Origin of the sequence: Sphingobacterium siyangense (genome assembly GCF_023277505.1) — a bacterium.
GTDB lineage: Bacteria > Bacteroidota > Bacteroidia > Sphingobacteriales > Sphingobacteriaceae > Sphingobacterium > Sphingobacterium siyangense.
The window spans coordinates 477,572-495,775 of record NZ_CP080574.1; the positions used below are offsets into that span (position 1 = coordinate 477,572).

The 18,204-nt window shown below is 39.3% G+C and carries 11 protein-coding genes; 6 read left to right on the forward strand and 5 right to left on the reverse strand.

Annotation, left to right across the window (positions count from 1 at the left end; all coding sequences use genetic code 11):
- Positions 1 to 11: 11 nt before the first annotated feature.
- From K2F45_RS01895 to K2F45_RS01915, 5 genes are all read right to left on the reverse strand, one after another.
- Positions 12 to 1,928, reverse strand: a complete 1,917-nt coding sequence (locus K2F45_RS01895; protein WP_248932953.1) for a RagB/SusD family nutrient uptake outer membrane protein — start codon at positions 1,926 to 1,928, stop codon at positions 12 to 14.
- A 12-nt stretch (positions 1,929 to 1,940) separates the two neighbouring features.
- Complete coding sequence (locus tag K2F45_RS01900) at positions 1,941 to 5,399, reverse strand: TonB-dependent receptor (RefSeq protein ID WP_248932954.1); 3,459 nt, start codon at positions 5,397 to 5,399, stop codon at positions 1,941 to 1,943.
- A gap of 302 nt (positions 5,400 to 5,701) precedes the next feature.
- The gene (locus K2F45_RS01905; protein WP_248932955.1) at positions 5,702 to 6,829 is read right to left on the reverse strand and encodes a FecR family protein; all 1,128 of its coding nucleotides are present in this window, start codon (positions 6,827 to 6,829) and stop codon (positions 5,702 to 5,704) included.
- Positions 6,830 to 6,979: 150 nt separating this feature from the next.
- Positions 6,980 to 7,555 carry an RNA polymerase sigma factor gene (locus tag K2F45_RS01910; RefSeq protein ID WP_248932956.1) on the reverse strand — a complete coding sequence of 192 codons (576 nt, stop codon included), beginning with the start codon at positions 7,553 to 7,555 and terminating at the stop codon, positions 6,980 to 6,982.
- A gap of 161 nt (positions 7,556 to 7,716) precedes the next feature.
- Positions 7,717 to 9,150 carry an arylsulfatase gene (locus K2F45_RS01915; RefSeq protein WP_075990747.1) on the reverse strand — a complete coding sequence of 478 codons (1,434 nt, stop codon included), beginning with the start codon at positions 9,148 to 9,150 and terminating at the stop codon, positions 7,717 to 7,719.
- A gap of 386 nt (positions 9,151 to 9,536) precedes the next feature.
- On the opposite strand from K2F45_RS01915, the gene K2F45_RS01920 reads away from it, so the two are divergent.
- From K2F45_RS01920 to K2F45_RS01945, 6 genes are all read left to right on the forward strand, one after another.
- The gene (locus K2F45_RS01920) at positions 9,537 to 10,523 is read left to right on the forward strand and encodes a LacI family DNA-binding transcriptional regulator (protein WP_075990748.1); all 987 of its coding nucleotides are present in this window, start codon (positions 9,537 to 9,539) and stop codon (positions 10,521 to 10,523) included.
- A gap of 148 nt (positions 10,524 to 10,671) precedes the next feature.
- Positions 10,672 to 13,020: a GH92 family glycosyl hydrolase gene (locus K2F45_RS01925; protein WP_201666723.1), complete on the forward strand. Its 2,349-nt coding sequence runs from the start codon at positions 10,672 to 10,674 to the stop codon at positions 13,018 to 13,020.
- A gap of 10 nt (positions 13,021 to 13,030) precedes the next feature.
- Positions 13,031 to 13,753 (forward strand): basic secretory family protein, encoded by a 723-nt coding sequence (locus tag K2F45_RS01930; RefSeq protein WP_248932957.1) that lies wholly within the window; start codon positions 13,031 to 13,033, stop codon positions 13,751 to 13,753.
- Positions 13,754 to 13,763: 10 nt separating this feature from the next.
- Complete coding sequence (locus tag K2F45_RS01935) at positions 13,764 to 16,058, forward strand: GH92 family glycosyl hydrolase (RefSeq protein WP_248932958.1); 2,295 nt, start codon at positions 13,764 to 13,766, stop codon at positions 16,056 to 16,058.
- 88 nt (positions 16,059 to 16,146) lie between these two features.
- Positions 16,147 to 17,469 carry a sensor histidine kinase gene (locus tag K2F45_RS01940; protein ID WP_248932959.1) on the forward strand — a complete coding sequence of 441 codons (1,323 nt, stop codon included), beginning with the start codon at positions 16,147 to 16,149 and terminating at the stop codon, positions 17,467 to 17,469.
- The gene (locus K2F45_RS01945; protein ID WP_248932960.1) at positions 17,470 to 18,171 is read left to right on the forward strand and encodes a response regulator transcription factor; all 702 of its coding nucleotides are present in this window, start codon (positions 17,470 to 17,472) and stop codon (positions 18,169 to 18,171) included.
- Positions 18,172 to 18,204: the final 33 nt, after the last annotated feature.

Sequence of the window (18,204 nt, forward strand, 5' to 3'; positions counted from 1 at the left end):
TGTAATTTAAATTACCATCCTGCACTTTGGACAAGATTTGGGTTACGTCTTCTTTCATTTAAGCTCAATGGCCAAAAGTAATCCCGATCCATGAATGACCGTGTATATAATAGTGTTGTCCGATAGTAAGAGCCTTCGGATGATTGATTGATATCCCATCCTAAAATTGGATTGTTTAGTTCTTTGACTGCATCTTTCCAACGGCGAAGATCCCAAAAACGTACACCTTCCAAAGCAAACTCATTTGTACGTTCACGTTTGATAATTTCACGAAGTCCATCTTTTGTTGCAGGTTTGTTTGGCCAAGAGGAGAAATTTTGCCAAGATTCTACTACACCTTTAAGACCACTGCGCGTTCGGACAGCATCAATGAAGGAATATACCTCTGCTGAGGGGCCATTTGCTTCATTTAGTGCTTCTGCATAATAAAGGTAAAGATTGGCTAAACGCATAATGGGATGGCCAAACAACCGCGCAGTATATGCATTACTTGCACCGACTGTACTTCGATAATTATAATGTTTTTTTGAGGCGTATCCTGTCCAATTGAATCGTGTGGGGTCCACTTTTCCTGAAGATCCCGAATATTTGAGATCAATATTGTAGGCATTTGCGTCCGAACCGGCTTGCAACATAAAGACACGTCCGGCATCAAACATTAAGGTTCCATAAAACCGGTTTTCTCGATTTAAATTCATTCGGGCTGTTTGTTTCCCGGCGACCAAATCATATTTATAAGCATCTGTGTTGGGAACTGTAATCAAATCAAATCTCGATGTATATGGATAAGTAATATCTTCCTCAATAGGTACTCCATTGTTGGAATAGAATTTCTCCACAATATTTAGAGTCGCAGACATAAAGCCCAACAAGGTTCCCGACGTTGCATTGGCGGTATATCGAGGCAGCATAAAATAACCTTGAATGGTTCCATTGGCTGTTGATTTCGTATCTAGCCATAATACTTCAGGGTTGTCGGTATTTTCGTTATATGCTTCTCGAATATTCATTTGAAACTGTGTACTCGCTTGAGGTGTGAATCCTCCAGTGGGCGTCCAGGTATGCAATTTCTTGCCATGTTCAGTAGCAAAATCGATGGCTTCTTTACAAGCTTTTGCTGCCAATTGCCATTTTTCAGCCGAATAGGTATGGTTAAATAACTCTTTCCCATCGCTGTTTTTAATAGAAGCTTCCGTACCAACATTTCCATTGAAAAGAGGGCTGGCGGCATAAACCAATATCTCAGCCTTCATTGCTTTGGCGACGATTTTTGTGATGCGTCCTGTTTCACTGTTCACCGCAGTAACGTCATCCATTAAATTGGGGATGGATTCATCAATCATACCGATAACATAGTTGAAGCATTCATCTACACTATTTCGAGGCAACTGAGAAGATCCCGGGCTATCATAGATAGGGATATTCTTGTCTCGGATAGGTACTGGACCATACTGTTTCATTAGGAGAAAGTGATAGTAGGCTTTCAGAAATTTGACTTCTGAGATCCACATCTGTTTCTCTTCGTCTGTCATATCCGGTACCGACATAATATTGTCGAGAAATGTATTACAGTTTGTGATACCCACCCAAAGATTTGTTGCACCATTGTTCCCATCCCAAGCATTTAATAGGGGGGTGTCGCCATTTTGGTTACCCAAAGCGATTCTCCAATTGAAGTACCCCGAATAGGTCGATTCGGAGTTTAACCAAAATTCATCTCCAGAGAGCCAGCCTGGGTTATTGGTCATCGAAAAGCTTTGTGGTAATTGACTATAGCAAGTCACTAAATAACGCTCGGCCATTGTACGCATTGCAAATGCTTGGTCGAGTACAGGTGCATTATCTGGAACAACATCCAGAAACTTATTACAGGAGGTCGAAAGACCTACGAACAACCCTAGCGCGATTATACTTTTCTTAAATCTCATTTTCATAGTTTCTTATAAATTAGCATTAATACCAATGTTAAATACCCTTTGCAGCGGATAGTTTAGCGCATTACCACCCATTTCAGGATCCCATAATTTGAAAGAGCTAAATCGCAATAGATTTGTTGCACTGGCATAAATACGTAGGTTTTTGAATTTGTATCGTTGCGTTAGTTTTTTGTTGAATGTGTAGCCTAATTCGACTTGTTTTAACCGAAGCAGACTGCCATTACGCATCCAAAAAGTACTTTGAACCGTATTGTTGGCCATTGGCATTACGCTTAAACGAGGCCATGCTGCATAGATATTTTTATTGTCTTCGGACCAATAGTTATTTGCCCATTCTTGGAAGACAGCGTTGGGTGATGTTTCAACACCGAATGGAGCAATTCCTCGACTCAATGGACTGCTCGTATTATTCGTTGTTGGATTAATAAATAACGATGTTCTTCCAACTCCGCTAAAAAAGAACGAGCAGTCGAAACCTTTATAGCCAGTGCTTAAACCAAATCCATAATTTATTTCTGGAGTCGTAGGATAGCCAATTGGCATGCGGTCGTCGTCATTGATTAAACCATCTCGGTTAACGTCCAAGTATTTGATATCTCCACCACGGACTGTTGATCCGAATTCTTGGGCAGGACTATTATAGACTTCGTTGTCATCAATAAACAAGCGCTCCGCTATATAACCGAACTGATTGCTGACAGAAGTTCCTTGACGTTGACGGTACTCGTTTTTATACGCGGGCTCTTCGAAAAATGCATATTCCCCAGTTGCAAAAGTGAATGTTCCTCTACCTTGGAACCATAAATCACTGTTAACAGACTTATTGTAGACCAATTCTCCGTCAAATCCCTTACTCTTATATTTCCCGACATTGGCAAAAACAGAGGCGGTTAGACCATTGATTGAGGATAATGAACGTGCTTGAACGATATTGTCGCGTTCTTGCTGATAAAAATCACCTGTAAATGTTAATGCGCCTTTAAATAAGCTTAAGTCAATTCCTAAATTGGTTTGTTTGGAAATTTCCCATCTAATGTCGGGGTTGGCATACCGATTGACCACAATACCGTTGACGGTTCTACGCCCTGACTCGGCAGGTAATCCAAAGGAATAACCATAGTCTGTGCTATTAAGGTTGACATCTGAAAGATAGAAGAATCGAGTATCAAGTATCTGGTCATTCCCGAGAATACCACGAGTGAAGCGGAATTTTAAATTACTGACGACGTCCTTAATTGGTTCGAAAAACTGCTCATTGGAGACATTCCACGCTAAACCGAAGGAAGGGAAAAATCCCCAACGAAATTTGTCCGAAAACTTCTCCGAGCCATTGTACCCAAAAGCAAATTGAGCGTGATAACGATTATCATAACCATAGGTGAAACTACCTGATAAGGACACATTTCTGTTTGGAAGCGTATTGATTAGGGAAATGTTATTGTCGACGGGTGTTTTGACATTATCCCGAATGGTGTTGATCAACATTCCAAATACATTATGCTTCTCATTAAAGGTCCGTTGATAGGAGAGCTGATTCTCCATATAGAAAACAGCGGATTGGGTTCTTTCTCCAGGAACAAAGTCGAGATATTCTGTTCCTGTTTCAGGATTGATCTCGCGAAAGAGCAAAGAGTTGTTTTTTGGATCGGTTCCTATTGGCTCATAATAAAACGGGTTGTACTGGCGTGATTGGGCAAAATAAGAATTTCTGCTTAGATTAAAGAGTCCTCTATAATTTAGACCTTCCAAAAGAATTGTTGAAAAATCTTGTTTTAATTCCAATTGTACCTGAATATCACTTCGCTTTCTTTCCGAGTATCCGCGCATAATCTGTGCGTAAGGGTTGGCATACTGTCCCTTATCGGCATTTCCGAAGAGTGGATGCTGAATATAGGACTGACTAGGACCGGCTTGATATACAGGGAGAAATAAAACAGGATTTGCACGAAGTGCAAGATTGTAGGCCTCTGCTCCATTTGTCGGTGGACCACTGTAGTTTTGCAGATTGGCCACGGTGCGAACCATAGCGAATGTTGATTTGGTTAAGTTGATACCAATATTGCTCCGCAGGTTCATCACTTTGAAATTAACGTTATTGTTAAAGTTGTTCAAAGCATCCATTTTAAGTAGACCATTGTCATTGGTAAAATTTCCACTCACGTTATAAGTTGCAATTTGTCCACCACCAGATACACTTAAGTTGTAGTTTTGGGTTGTTGTGGTCTTCTTAGTGAGGGCATTGAGCCAATCTACTGCTGGGTAGGTGATAGGATCATCTCCAGCAGCGGTGCGTTCAATTTTATATTGCCCATAAGGTTCTACTCCCAAGGGGTCACGAGTTGTAACAGCTTCGTTGTACATTTTCATCCAAGTGACAGGATCAGCAAATTTCAACGTTTGGGTAGGTGTTGATATTCGTTGTTCGGCTCTAAAGCTGATCGTTGCAGGTCCGTCACGTCCTACCTTTGTTGTCACGAGGACAACTCCGTTTGCTCCACGAGAGCCATACACGGCTGATGCGGTGGCATCACGTAAGATCGAAAAGTTTTCGATGTCATCAACTGGGATACGTGCCAAATCATCCGCTGTGACCTCCATGTTATCGACAAGGATTAACGGCTTGTTATTTGTTCCAAAAGTTCCTACACCTCTGATGAAGAAATCGGCATTATCGCCTCCCGGCTCTCCGCTACGTTGAAATGAAACGACACCGGCAACTTTGCCTTGTAATGCTGCCGTAAGATTGCTTACCGGTGCACGTAATTCTTTGGGGCTAAGTGATGAAACGGAACCAATAAGGTCGCTCTTCTTGGAGCGTTGACCAAATGCTGTAACAACGACTTCATCAATGGAACTTGATGCAGATTCTTTTAATATGATGTCAAATTTTGATCTTCCGTTAATAGCAACTTCCTGTGGGTCATATCCAACCATTGTGAAAATCAGGGTCGCATTGGCGGGTACTTTTAGTACAAAAGCTCCATTGATATCTGTTGCTGTACCATGGCCTGATTTCCCTTTGATACTTACACTTACACCGGTAAGTTTTCTACCTAAGGTGTCACTGACAGAGCCTGTTACTTGAGTTTCTTGCTGTAGGTCTAAACTCTTATTGATTATTGGTTTGCTAATAATCTTGTTAAGGTCATCTCTCAGCGGTTCATTTTTTTTCTTAATGACAATTGTTTTGTCAAAGAAATCGTAAGTAAAATTTGCATTCCCCAATACAATTTTTAAAACCTGTGAAAATGGCTGGTTTTTTACATCGATAGAGATGTCTTTATTGGCGGATATTTCATTCTTTTTATAGAAGAAAGTATATCCACTTTGTTTCTCAAGATCTTTTAAAATAACTTGAAGACTCGCATTATGCTTTTTAAGCGTAATTTGCTGTGCATAGGTATGAGCATCCACTTGGGATAGTCCTATGCCGATCAATAAAGTGATTAAGTTGACCCTCATAAGAGATCTAGGTAATGGTCGCGCAAAAAAAGGTATTTGTTTTTCACTTTTAAGGCTTTTATTAGGCGTCATGTGAACGCCCAACAAACCTTCATGAAAATCCCTCTCCTTCTTCATAAACGGAGTTATTGAAAATTTCATTAAATTCGTTTGGTTTTAATGTATTAATAATTGAGATGTTATACGATGCTTTAATACCAATTACTACTACGGATTCTGCGCCAACAGGGTCCGTTTTTTATTGGTATATCAATAAGGATTTATGGTGGCAGTTTTGTACTTGTCATAATTTTAGCAATTGGTTATGTAATGATTAATTTAATTCGGCTGTTGTCACCCACCAAAGCTTTTGTATTGATATCCGCAAAATTGAGCAGCTCAATCAATTTGTTTAAGCTTAGATTGCGGGGAATTGTACCCGTGTATTGTTCTTTGCTTTTACTTCGTCTGTACGTAATGTCAATATTATACCAGCGGGCAATTTGTTGCATTACCTCTTCCGTGTTATTACCATTGAAATAAAACTGACCTTTTTTCCAACTTAATACTTCTTCGAGATCTATGTGGCGGGAATTTAGTGTGCCATGTTGCAGAGTAGCCTGCTCATTTGGTTTTAGGTAAAGATTGGATTGAGGTACATCTTGTGCTGAGACTACCACAGAACCTTCCTCTAAGGTTGTTTGTGTTCTATCTGTTTCAGGGTATGCGTTGACATTGAAGCGGGTTCCAAGAACTTCAATTTTCTGACCACGTGTTTTAACGATAAATTTGCTTTGATTGGTTGTTTTCTGTACATGAAAGTAGGCTTCACCCTGTAATTCAACTTCTCTGTTTCCATTATCAAAGGAGGTAGGGTAAGAGATTTTCGAATCAGCATTTAGTGTCACTAATGTGCCATCCGATAAGGTCAGGTCATAGGTGGCACCCTTTGGCGTATACATGCTATTTTTTTGTATACTTATTTGTCCTGTTTTAACATCATGATAGCTGATTTGTCCCTTACCATCCTTTTTTATAATGACATCGCCTGTTTGTATACTTTGATTGAGCGAAAGATGTTCGAGATCTATTCGTTTACCATTTCCCAAGATAATGATTGCTCTTTCTTTACCGGGCGGGATTGATGCCAATTGCGCTGTGGTCGCTAAGATCTCGGGCTTTGGCCAGAATTGTAAGATCGAAAAACCAATCAGCAGTATGCTGGCGGCGATTGCTATATACCTGACTGTACGAAGCTGTATAATCTTTCTTGTCGGATTTTGTATTTCCTTGATAAGGCTCTTTTTTGCATTATTTTGAATATCCGCAAATTCGGTCTCAGAAATGCCATTTTCGGACTGTTTTTCAAACCAGTCGAGTAGTTCTTTTCTATTTTGAACAGTATCCTTCCTGTTCAAGAAGACGGAAATCAGCTTGTATATTTCGTTCATTTGATTCATAACAGGTTCCATTGGAATGGTCAGTTACTATACAAGTGTGTAAAATAAGGTGGAACCTCTAGTCGAAAATGAAAAAAAATGTTTTTTTTAAAATGGGTAAAATATCTATGAAAATGCCTGTTAAAAAGGGGCGGGTGTTGACTAGAAAAACAGTGTAAAATGAAATAAATGGCTTGTCGCTGCTCGAAGATGTTTGATTGCTTTATTAATGTGTTTTTCAACGGTAGACTCGCTGATATTAAGCTGCTGGGCAATAGCTTTGTTGCTCATGTAGAAGTCACGGCTCAATTTAAATACTTCTCGGCACTTTTCGGGAAGGTTTTCGACTTCTTTGGTGACAATATCGATGATATAACGGTAATAGAGTTTATCTTCTATTGCAACGGTTTCATCTTCCAGTTCGAGCTCCTCAAAATCGAGAGATGATACCTTTAATTTTAAATTTTTGCGATAATGAGCAAGGATGAGGTATCTACAGGAGCTAAATAGATAGGCCGGGAGAGATTCTATTTGTTCAATCATTTCCCGATTTTTCCATACTGACATAAAAAGGTCGTGCAGTATATCTTCAGCGACTTCACTGTTAGCAACTTTTTTTGCAATAAAAGCAATTAAATCGGGCGTAAATAGATCATATAATATAACAAATGCTCGTTGGTCCCCTTGGCGTATAAGAGGGAGAAGTTCGTGATATTGATATGATTTTTGATTTTTCATGGGTGTACTCGGGCAGTAAACTTAGTGAAAAAAATATGATTTCTTGTCACAGGAAAGATAATCTGTATTTTTTAGCGGTCTTACTACATTGCTATATTTTCAGTGACTTTAATCATTTTTTGGGGAATAACACTCAGTTAGCTACTCCCCAAACCTTAGTTTTATTTTTTGTGCGTGTTTACACTTGTCAATGGGAAAATACCACTTTCGACATGCGCTTTTTCAATCAGCTGACGTAATTCTTTTACTTTCGTTGGGTTTTCCTGGGCAATATTGTGTTGTTCTTTTGGATCTTGTTTGAGATTATATAGTTCGGCTGTAGGTTGGCTACTTGTAACTTTTTGTAAGATAAGTTTCCAATCTCCTTGGCGCAGGGCTTGACGACCCCCATCTTCATGAAATTCCCAGTACAGGTATTGGTGCTGTTTTTGTTGTTTGTTTTTACCTAGCAGCGTTGGTAAAAATGAAATTCCGTCTGTATAACGCGGTTTTTTTGTCCCGGCAAGCTCGACCATCGTAGGCATAATATCCCAAAAAGCGCCCAGGTAGTTTGAGGTTTTCCCTTCGGCAACTTTTCCATGCCAATAAACAATGAAAGGAGTCTTGATGCCACCTTCATAGAGGTCGCGTTTGTTGCCGCGTAACCCGCCAGAGCTATTGAAAAAATTGGGATCGGCTCCGCCTTCCTTGTGCGATCCGTTGTCGCTCGTGAAAATGATAATTGTATTATCCAATAGCTTGTTCTCGCGTAACCTATCAACAATTTGACCGACATAAGCATCCATACGGCTTACCATACTCGCATACATGGCATGCGGTTTTTCTACCGAAGCGTAACCGGGAACAGTCGCTTGTGGGCCATAGTCATTTCCTTTATGTGGTTTTTCATCAAACCTGTCTGCATATAATTGATAATATTTGTCATCCGGACCTGATAATTCGGCGTGAGGAAGAACTGTAGGTACATAAAGGAAAAAAGGTTTTTCTTTATTTTCATCAATAAATTTCAAGGTCTTTTCTTGGATTAATGCCGGTGCATACTGCCCTTGGGCCATTAAACCATTGCCATGGAGTTCTATCCTTTCGTTATTATGCCAGAGGTGAGTTGGGTAGTAGCGATGGGATTGACGTTGGCAGTTATAGCCATAGAATTCATCGAATCCTTTTTGATCAGGAGCACCTGTTGTATGGACCATGCCAAGTCCCCATTTTCCAAAGGCACCGGTTGTATATCCTGCCTGTTGTAGAAGCATAGCAAAAGTTTGTACAGAGTCGGCTAGAGGTTGTTGTCCTTCGGGCTCAATTTCTTTGTTACCGCGTATATAGGTATGGCCGGTGTGCTGTCCTGTCATTAACGATGACCGCGACGGAGCGCATACAGATGTACCAGCGTAGAAGTTATCAAATTTCATTCCTTTAGCAGCCAATGAATCAATATGCCTCGTTTCAATTTTTTGCTGACCATATACCCCAAGGTCTCCATAACCAAGATCATCCGCCATAATAAGTATGATATTGGGTCTTTTGTCTTTCTCTTGCGCTACAGCCATAGCTGTTAACATCATCAGAAAAGATAACATAAAACGTGTTTTCATTTGCATCTAGTTCATTCGTCAAATCAAATCTCTTTGTTGGTTAGGATAGGCCACTAATTTAGATAATGGTCATCTTAATCTTTTAAGAAATTCTGATGGTTATCAATAATGGTTTGTATTCCTTTTTTATACATCTATTTGTAATAGACATTTGCTATTCATAAAGAATGAAGTTTAAATCTAAGCAAAAATATCTTTTAGGTCATATCGGTCTTCATTCATAGAAGTATAATAGTGTTAGTTAAACAGTCTTCATTGTCAATCTGATCCTTTTTTGACTCCCGCGCACACGATTGTGTAATAATTTATTGTGTGCTATCAATTGTAATCTCCGATATGTTCATATTTATTTTCTAATTTCACCCTAATTTTATGAAAATGCTCTTATGGCCAAATCAATTAAAGAAATAGCACAGGAACTCAATGTGTCTAAATCAACTGTTTCGTTAGTCATTAACCACAAAGCCGAGCGAGCACGCATTAGCAAGGAATTGGAAAATCGCGTACTTGCATACGTTGAAAAAGTTGGCTATAAACCCAATGCTCTCGCTAAGAGTTTAGCAACGGGGCGGTCAAATACCATTGGGCTAATTGTAGAGAATATTGGGGATTCTTTTTTTGGTCCATTTGCACTGTATGTAGAGGAATTGTTCCGAAAGAAAGATTATCACGTCCTCTACAGTAGTACGCTTGGAGATTCGCAAAACGCACGCGATATCATCGATTCGATGTTGGAAAAGAAAGTAGAGGGTATTATTTTGGCCCCGACAGTAGATCTGGAAGATTATCAGCGCAAAATATTGGAGCATAAGGTCCCGTTGGTAGTTTTTGATAGAAATTCTCCAACAGTGGAAACCCATTATGTACATATTGACAATGAAGTTAGTGGGAAGAATGCATGTGACTATTTGAAATCTATTGGTTGTAGAAATTTTGGACTGGTAACCATCGATTCGGATCAACCACAAATGCTGGCGCGTAAACGTGCTTATTTGGAGTTTTGTGATACATACGGAATGGAACCTCGCATATTGCAATTAACTTATCAGCACCTGAAGCAGAAAGGTTCACGTATGTTGAAAAATTGGGCAGCTAAGCAGATAGGCTTAGATGGTCTATTTTTTACCACAAATTATCTTTGTATCCTCGGATTGAAGGTATTACGGTCGGCACCTGAGAATAGCTATAATTTTCCGATGTTTTCTTTTGATGACCATGAATTATTTGATATTTTGAATCCTAAAATTTCCTGTATTCAACAACCATTGGAAGCTCTGGCTAAAACTTGTGTAAAAGTTTTGTTAAAGGAAATAGATCAAGGGATATCCACACCAAAAGAATATATCATCTCAGCGAAATTGATGCGACGCTAAAATGGGACAACAAAAGAATATATAGAAATTGAATTGTAAAAATCATAAGACGTGTTTGTCCAATTCCAGGTCTTTATTTTGATTTAATATTCTTTTTTATATCTTTACTAATACGTTTTAGTAGAAATATTTTTATATATCCTAAATAATGAAGAAATCTTTAAGTGTTTTTCTAGGGTCGTTATTGTCTTTGGGTTTGTTTTACGCAAAACCGGTTTTGGCTCAGAAATTTAGAGGACAGCAGCTAGAAGCTGTCGATCTTGTTAATCCATTAATGGGTACCGAATCCAAATTTGAGTTGTCCAATGGTAACACCTATCCCTCGATTGCGAGACCTTGGGGAATGAATATGTGGACACCACAAACAGGGAAAAATGGCGACGGATGGCAGTATCAATATACCGCTGATAAGATTCGTGGTTTAAAACAGACTCACCAGCCATCACCCTGGATGAATGATTACGGTGTTTTTTCTATCATGCCTGTAACTGGAAAGCCTGTATTTGATCAAGATGAACGTGCGAGCTGGTTTTCGCATAAAGCGGAGATTGTAAAACCGTATTATTATTCGGTTTATCTAGCGGATCACGATGTGACTGCAGAGATGACACCAACAGAACGCGCAGCCATGTTTAGGATCTCGTTTAATAAAACAGACGATGCTTATATTGTTTTGGATGCTTATGAAAAGGGATCTGAAGTTCAGATTATTCCAGAAAAAAATATGATAATTGGTTATTCTTCGAAATATGCACGCGGTCCACTGCCAGCTAATTTCAAGAATTATTTTGTTTTGGTTTTTGATCAACCTTTTGCAAGTGTCGCTACTTGGGAAGGCAAAGAGAAGAAGGATGGACAACTTCAGATCAAAGGTGATCACACTGGTGCAATCGTCGGGTTTAAGGTAAAAGACAAAACAAAACCAGTGCAGGTGAAAGTAGCGTCTTCCTTTATCAGTGCCGAACAAGCCTTATTAAACTTAAATGAGTTAGGTAACAAATCTTTTGATCAAATAAAAGAAGACGGACGTCAGATCTGGAATTCGACCTTAGGGAAAATTAAAGTAGAAGGTGATGATATCGATCAGTTGCGCACGTTTTATTCGACCATGTATCGGACTTTATTTTTCCCGAACAAGTTATATGAAATTGATGCGCAAGGAAAGGCTGTACATTACAGTCCATATAATGGAAAAACACTTCCTGGTTATTTATTTGGAGGGACAGGCTTTTGGGACACTTTTAGAGCGTTGTACCCATTCTTAAACTTTATGTATCCTTCCATTAATAAGGAGATGCAAGAAGGTTTACTTAACGCGTATTTAGAAGGGGGCTTCCTTCCTGAATGGAGCAGTCCAGGATATGCTGATATCATGGTGGGTAATAATTCCGCTTCGGTGGTTTCGGATGCTTATATGAAGGGATTGCGCGGTTATGATATCAATAAGTTATACGAGGCTTTACAACACGGTGCTAATAACGAAGGACCAATGAGTGCGGTTGGAAGAAAAGGGGTGGAATATTATAATAGTTTGGGTTATGTGCCATATGATGTTAAAATCAATGAAAATGCAGCGCGTACATTGGAATATGCCTATGACGATTTCACGATCTACCAATTGGCAAAAGCATTGAACCGTCCGAAGGCTGAAATTGATTTGTATGCTAAGCGTGCACAGAACTATAAGAATTTATTTGATCCATCGACCAATCTTATGCGTGGAAAGAATAAAGATGGAAAATTCCAGGCTCCTTTTAATCCATTAAAATGGGGTGACGCATTCACAGAAGGAAATAGCTGGCATTATTCGTGGAGTGTATTTCACGATGTTCAGGGGCTGATCGATCTGATGGGAGGAGAGAAGACTTTTGTGAGCATGTTGGATTCGGTGTTTGTTCAGTCGCCAGATTTCGACGATAGCTATTATGGTGGTATTATCCATGAAATACGTGAAATGCAAGTTGCGAATATGGGGCAATATGCACATGGTAATCAGCCAATTCAGCATATGCCATATTTGTATAATTACGCTGGCCAACCTTGGAAAACACAATATTGGGTGCGTCAAGTGATGGATCGAATGTATAAACCTACACCTGATGGCTATTGTGGTGATGAAGATAATGGTCAAACCTCTGCATGGTATGTCTTTTCAGCGCTTGGATTCTATCCGGTTTGTCCGGCGACGGATGAATATGTGCTCGGAGCTCCATTATTTAAAAAAGCGACCTTAACATTTGAAAATGGTAAGACATTGACCATTGATGCACCAAAGAACTCAGCTGAAAATGTATATGTAAATACATTGCAAATGAATGGTAAGGATTATGGTAAAAACTGGTTAAGTCACAAAGCATTGCATGAAGGTGGCACACTTAATTTTGACATGGCGGCAAAACCCAATTATACGAGGGGATCGTCCAAAAATTCAGCGCCTTATTCAATGACAACGGATTTGCAAACAAATATCAAGTTGAAATCGAACAAAAAGAAATAATCACTGGGTTATGATAAACTTTAAAAACTTAAAAGTAGTTGTTACCGTATTTGGCTTGGTATACTCTTGTTCACTTTTCGCGCAGGACAACTGGAAACATACAGAAAACGACCGCAAGGTGGCTGTGGATGTTGATAGTATCAGTAAAGGTGGATACACCCTGATTTGGATAAATAAAGACAAAGATTTTAGTGCTCCCTTAAAAGAAAGGTTGGTGGCGGCATATTTTACAAACTATCCTAAACTAGCCAAGAAATATAATAAAAAGACCATAAAAAAGGTGTCTTTCGTTATTGATCCGGACTATAAAGGTGTGGCAGCGACAGCGGGCGGGATTGTCCGTTACAGTCCAGCTTGGTTTGCCAAAAATCCGGGCGATATTGATGTGGTTACCCATGAGGTAATGCATATTGTCCAAGCATACCCCGACGGGGCGGGCCCTTGGTGGATTACCGAGGGGATAGCTGATTTTGTGCGATTTGATAATGGAATAGATAATGCTGGAGCAAATTGGAAGCTGCCAGAATATAACGAAAAGCAGAAATATACAGATTCTTATCGTATTACAGCGCGCTTTTTGTACTGGATCAATCTACATGTAAAGAAGGATTTTGTCAAAAAATTGGATGCGGCGATGCGTAGCAAAAGCTATAGTGATGCTTTTTGGAAAGTGGAGACGGGTAAAACTATTGATGAGCTGTGGGCCGATTATAGCCAAAATCCCAAACTATAATTCATAAGCGATGAATATCAGAAGTTTAGTCTTTTTGGGATTAATTAGTGTCCCATATCTTTTAAAGGCACAAGAAACTAAATTAGTTCAGTATGTCAAACCGCTCATCGGTACGGCGAAAATGGGGCATACTTTTCCGGGGGCGACAGTTCCATTCGGTGCTGTACAATTAAGCCCTGATACGGATACATTATCGTATGCTGTAAATGGGCGATATAACGGTGATGTTTATAAATATTGTGCTGGTTATCAGTATGATGATCCGACGATTGTCGGGTTTAGCCATACGCATTTTAGCGGCACAGGTCACTCCGATCTTGGTGATATACAGATCATGCCGACACAAGGAAAAGTCCAATTAAACCCGGGTACAGCTGATCGACCACAGGATGGTTATCGATCACCATATTCCCATGCCAACGAACGGGCTGAGGCCAACTATTACAGTGTTTTACTGGATAAACATCAGATTAAAGCTGAATTAACGACAACAACACGTGTAGGACTGCACCGTTATACGTTCAAAGAATCGGATGCTTCACATCTTATTGTAGACTTAACTGCTGGGATCTATAATTATGACGGCAAGAATGTTTGGACCGTTGTCAAGGTCTTGAACGATTCAACCCTGGTAGGCTACCGCCAGACAAACGGTTGGTCAAGAACCCGCACCGTATACTTTGCGATAAAGACATCAAAAGCCTTTAAGAATTACGGCGCCAAATATGAAGATGGAAAATCTGTCTATAATGGTTTTTGGCGTAAGTTTGATCAACAGAACAATTTCCCTGATCTCGCAGCACACAATATTAAGCTTCACTTGGATTTTGATACAAAAGCACAAGAAGCCATCCTCCTGAAAGTAGCTTTGAGTCCAGTAAGTATGAAGAATGCATTGGCCAATATGGAGGCTGAGGCTCCGGACTGGAATTTTGACGGCTACGTTAAGCAAGGGCAAAATGCCTGGGAAAAGGAGTTGCATAAAATAGAAGCCGAAATGTTGAACAAGGAAGACCTTGTTAATTTTTATACAGCTATGTACCATGCAAGCTTAATGCCGACGGTGTATATGGACAGCAATGGTGAGTATAAAGGGTTGGACCAGGAGGTGCACCGTGCTGAAGGCTTTACGAATTACACCTCATTTTCTTTATGGGATACCTTTAGGGCCTTTCATCCGCTGTTGAATCTAATAAAGCCCTCTCGTAATGCAGATATTGTGGCATCCATGATGGCTCATTATGATCATAGTGTATTGAAAATGTTGCCGATCTGGTCCCATTATGCAAATGATAACTGGTGCATGAGTGGCTATCATTCCGTATCGGTTATTGTTGATGCTATCCTCAAAGGTGTTTACAAAGGTGATGCGGAAGCCGCGTTAGCAGCTTGTGTGCAAACAGCAAATAAACGTCAGTATGAGGGTATTGGGGCTTACATAGATAAGGGATATGTTCCTGCAGATGTATCGGGAACATCTGTTTCTAATACATTGGAATATGCGTATGACGATTGGTGTATCGCGCAATTAGCGAAAAAATTGGGAAAAGAGGATATTTACACGACCTTTTCCAAAAGGGCCGAAAGTTGGAAATCACTCTATGATTCCGCTATTGGATTTATGCGTCCGAAGAATTCGGCGGGTAAATTTCAGGAGAAATTTGATGTTTTGGATACACATGGACAAGGATTTATTGAAGGTAATTCATGGAATTACAGCCTGTATGTACCGCATCAACCTACTGAAATGATGGCATTAATGGGAGGTAAAAAACGTTTAGAGTCTTATTTGGATTCACTGTTTACCATGGAATTACCGGATAAATATTTTGAACATACGGAGGATATTACCCGGGATGGCATTATCGGAAATTACGTGCACGGAAATGAGCCTTCACATCATGTGGCATACTTGTACAATATAACCAAGAGCCCCTGGAAAACTCAGGCACGTGTAAGACAAATCATACGGAATCAGTATCATAATGGTCATGCGGGCTTAGGGGGAAATGATGACTGTGGACAAATGTCTGCTTGGTATTTATTTACTGCATTAGGCTTCTATCCGGTGGCACCTGGGGAAGATAACTATTGGATTGGCAGTCCTTTGGTAAAATCGGCAAAAATTAATCTTGAAAACGGACGCAGTCTTTCTATAGTTGCCCGTAACCAGTCTGAGAAGAATGTTTACGTTAAATCCGTTTCCTTAAATGGGCGGAAATTGGCTGATCTTCTATTACCCTATAGCAGCATTATAAATGGCGGTGAATTAATCTTCGAGATGAGCAATAAACCGAATAAATAATAGTCTGTTTGCAAAAATGAGACGGTCAGGTGTATATAAATGGATAGCTATCTGTTGCTTAGTTTTGTTTTTGATATTACAATATCTCATGATTGCAAGATCATATGAGATCAAAAGAGGCGAACTATTTCAAAAAGAAAAAAAGGAAATTAAGGTTGTTTACGATAAGCATATTTCCAACGATAAGATATTCCCGGGCGGACAGAAACTTGTCGATTCAACCTTAATGCCTCATTTAGTTCGTCTGAGAGCTTATTATCAAGACGATAGAAATGCTTTCAATAGTCTGAAAGATAGTATCGCGAAGACCTTGATAATGAGGCTTCGAAATCATCCTGCGATGGATAGCCTATTCCAGGTCATCAGATCCGAAGTCAATTTGGGCGAAGGCTTTGGTTATGCCATTGTGTTGAGAGATGTTTCGGTGACTTTTGATGCGAAGACCTTTATACCAATCCTGGACTTTGGCATAGATCAGCATATTCCTATTGGAGGGGAATTTAGATTTATTGACAAAGACAATCTAGTATCGTCGATTGCAATAACTGCAAATAGTAAGATGTCAAATCGTGTGGCTTTTACGTTGTACGTTGGAAATATTGATACAAATTTTTCTGTATTAAGATCCATTTTCCCATTATTATTACTGTCGGGCTGCTGTATAATTGGTATTGTTTGGTTGTATTTGATGACATATAGTAGCTGGATAAAGCAAAAAAGAATGGCAGAAATGGCTTCTGACTTTATTAACAATGTCACACATGAGTTCAATACACCATTGACAACCATACGAATTGGTTTAACCAATTTGGCGGTAAAAGTTTCGAAAGATGATAAGTTAAAAATGTCAACAACTTTGGACACCTTGATGCGTCAGATAAACCGTTTGGATCGATTAGTTAACAAAGCGATTGATTTGAGTGTGTTTAATCAAGAAGAGGTGAGTCTAGAGGAACACTTTTTGGCAGAACTTATGGATCAATTAGAACAAGATCTTGCGATTTTAGTATCAGAAAGTGCGGCGATTCAAATCTTAGTGGATCAAAACGTTAAAGAGGCTAGGGTGCTTGTCAACCCATTTATGTTTGTTACCGCGGTAAACAATTTGGTCGATAATGGCCTGAAGTATAATAAAGAGCGAATAAAGCGTATTCATATTCGTTTGAGTATTGGTGCTAGAGATACGGTGGTGATGACTGTACAAGATAATGGAATAGGTATTCCACATAACCAATTGCCGTATATTTTCACGAAAGGATATCGGGGTAAACAAGAAGCTTCTTCAAATGGGCTGGGCCTGGGGCTTTTTTTCGTAAAGGAAGTCATGCGGATTCATAGATGGAAAATTGACGTTAAATCAGATACCCAACCTGGAACAACATTTTCTATTTCAATACCAATAATAAAATAGATGACACCAAAATATGGACATATATTGCTGATTGAAGATGATCTTGATTTAGCGACAATGCTCATAGATTATCTGTCAAATTTCGGATTTGATGTTAGTCATGCAATGTCTGCTGAAGAGGGAATATCTTATTATAAGATTGATAAATATGATATACTTGTAGTAGATATACAACTTCCCAACTGGGACGGGTTTCAATTCGTTGAATATATTTCTCAGTTAAATAAAAACCAGTTTGTGCTTTTTCTTACAGCAAGACTGTCTAAACCAGATCGATTAAAGGGCCTCCGTCTAGGGGGCAATGATTATATAACAAAGCCGTTTGATGTTGAAGAATTGTCTCTGAAACTTCAAAATTATATGGTTAAGCAACATGTTGTTTGTCAATTACAACTCAATATTGGTGACATTAAACTTAACCGTAATTTACTCGCAATAGAATTTAATGATAGATCTCGGCAGGTAGTATCACCACGTGAATTCGAACTTTGGGCATTCCTAGCAAATAAACCGAATGTTGTTTTGAAAAGAGAGGAGATCTTACTCGCTCTTTGGGGAGATAACGATTATTTTTTGGGACGAAGTCTCGATGTTTTTATATGCAAGATTAGAAAAATGCTGAAAAGATCGCGGTATGTTGCTATTAAAACTGTTTACAAAGTGGGATTTATTTTAGAGGTCGATTTCAATAATTGTCATTAACAATCGATTAACAACTTTCTCTTTTCTTTCTTT

Bases quoted from the DNA above. Each gene is read 5' to 3' on its own strand.
- K2F45_RS01895 (WP_248932953.1), bottom strand. From the start codon at position 1,928: ATGAGATTTAAGAAAAGTATAATCGCGCTAGGGTTGTTCGTAGGTCTT.
- K2F45_RS01900 (WP_248932954.1), bottom strand. From the start codon at position 5,399: ATGAGGGTCAACTTAATCACTTTATTGATCGGCATAGGACTATCCCAA.
- K2F45_RS01905 (WP_248932955.1), bottom strand. From the start codon at position 6,829: ATGAACGAAATATACAAGCTGATTTCCGTCTTCTTGAACAGGAAGGAT.
- K2F45_RS01910 (WP_248932956.1), bottom strand. From the start codon at position 7,555: ATGAAAAATCAAAAATCATATCAATATCACGAACTTCTCCCTCTTATA.
- K2F45_RS01915 (WP_075990747.1), bottom strand. From the start codon at position 9,150: ATGAAAACACGTTTTATGTTATCTTTTCTGATGATGTTAACAGCTATG.
- K2F45_RS01920 (WP_075990748.1), top strand. From the start codon at position 9,537: ATGGCCAAATCAATTAAAGAAATAGCACAGGAACTCAATGTGTCTAAA.
- K2F45_RS01925 (WP_201666723.1), top strand. From the start codon at position 10,672: ATGAAGAAATCTTTAAGTGTTTTTCTAGGGTCGTTATTGTCTTTGGGT.
- K2F45_RS01930 (WP_248932957.1), top strand. From the start codon at position 13,031: ATGATAAACTTTAAAAACTTAAAAGTAGTTGTTACCGTATTTGGCTTG.
- K2F45_RS01935 (WP_248932958.1), top strand. From the start codon at position 13,764: ATGAATATCAGAAGTTTAGTCTTTTTGGGATTAATTAGTGTCCCATAT.
- K2F45_RS01940 (WP_248932959.1), top strand. From the start codon at position 16,147: ATGATTGCAAGATCATATGAGATCAAAAGAGGCGAACTATTTCAAAAA.
- K2F45_RS01945 (WP_248932960.1), top strand. From the start codon at position 17,470: ATGACACCAAAATATGGACATATATTGCTGATTGAAGATGATCTTGAT.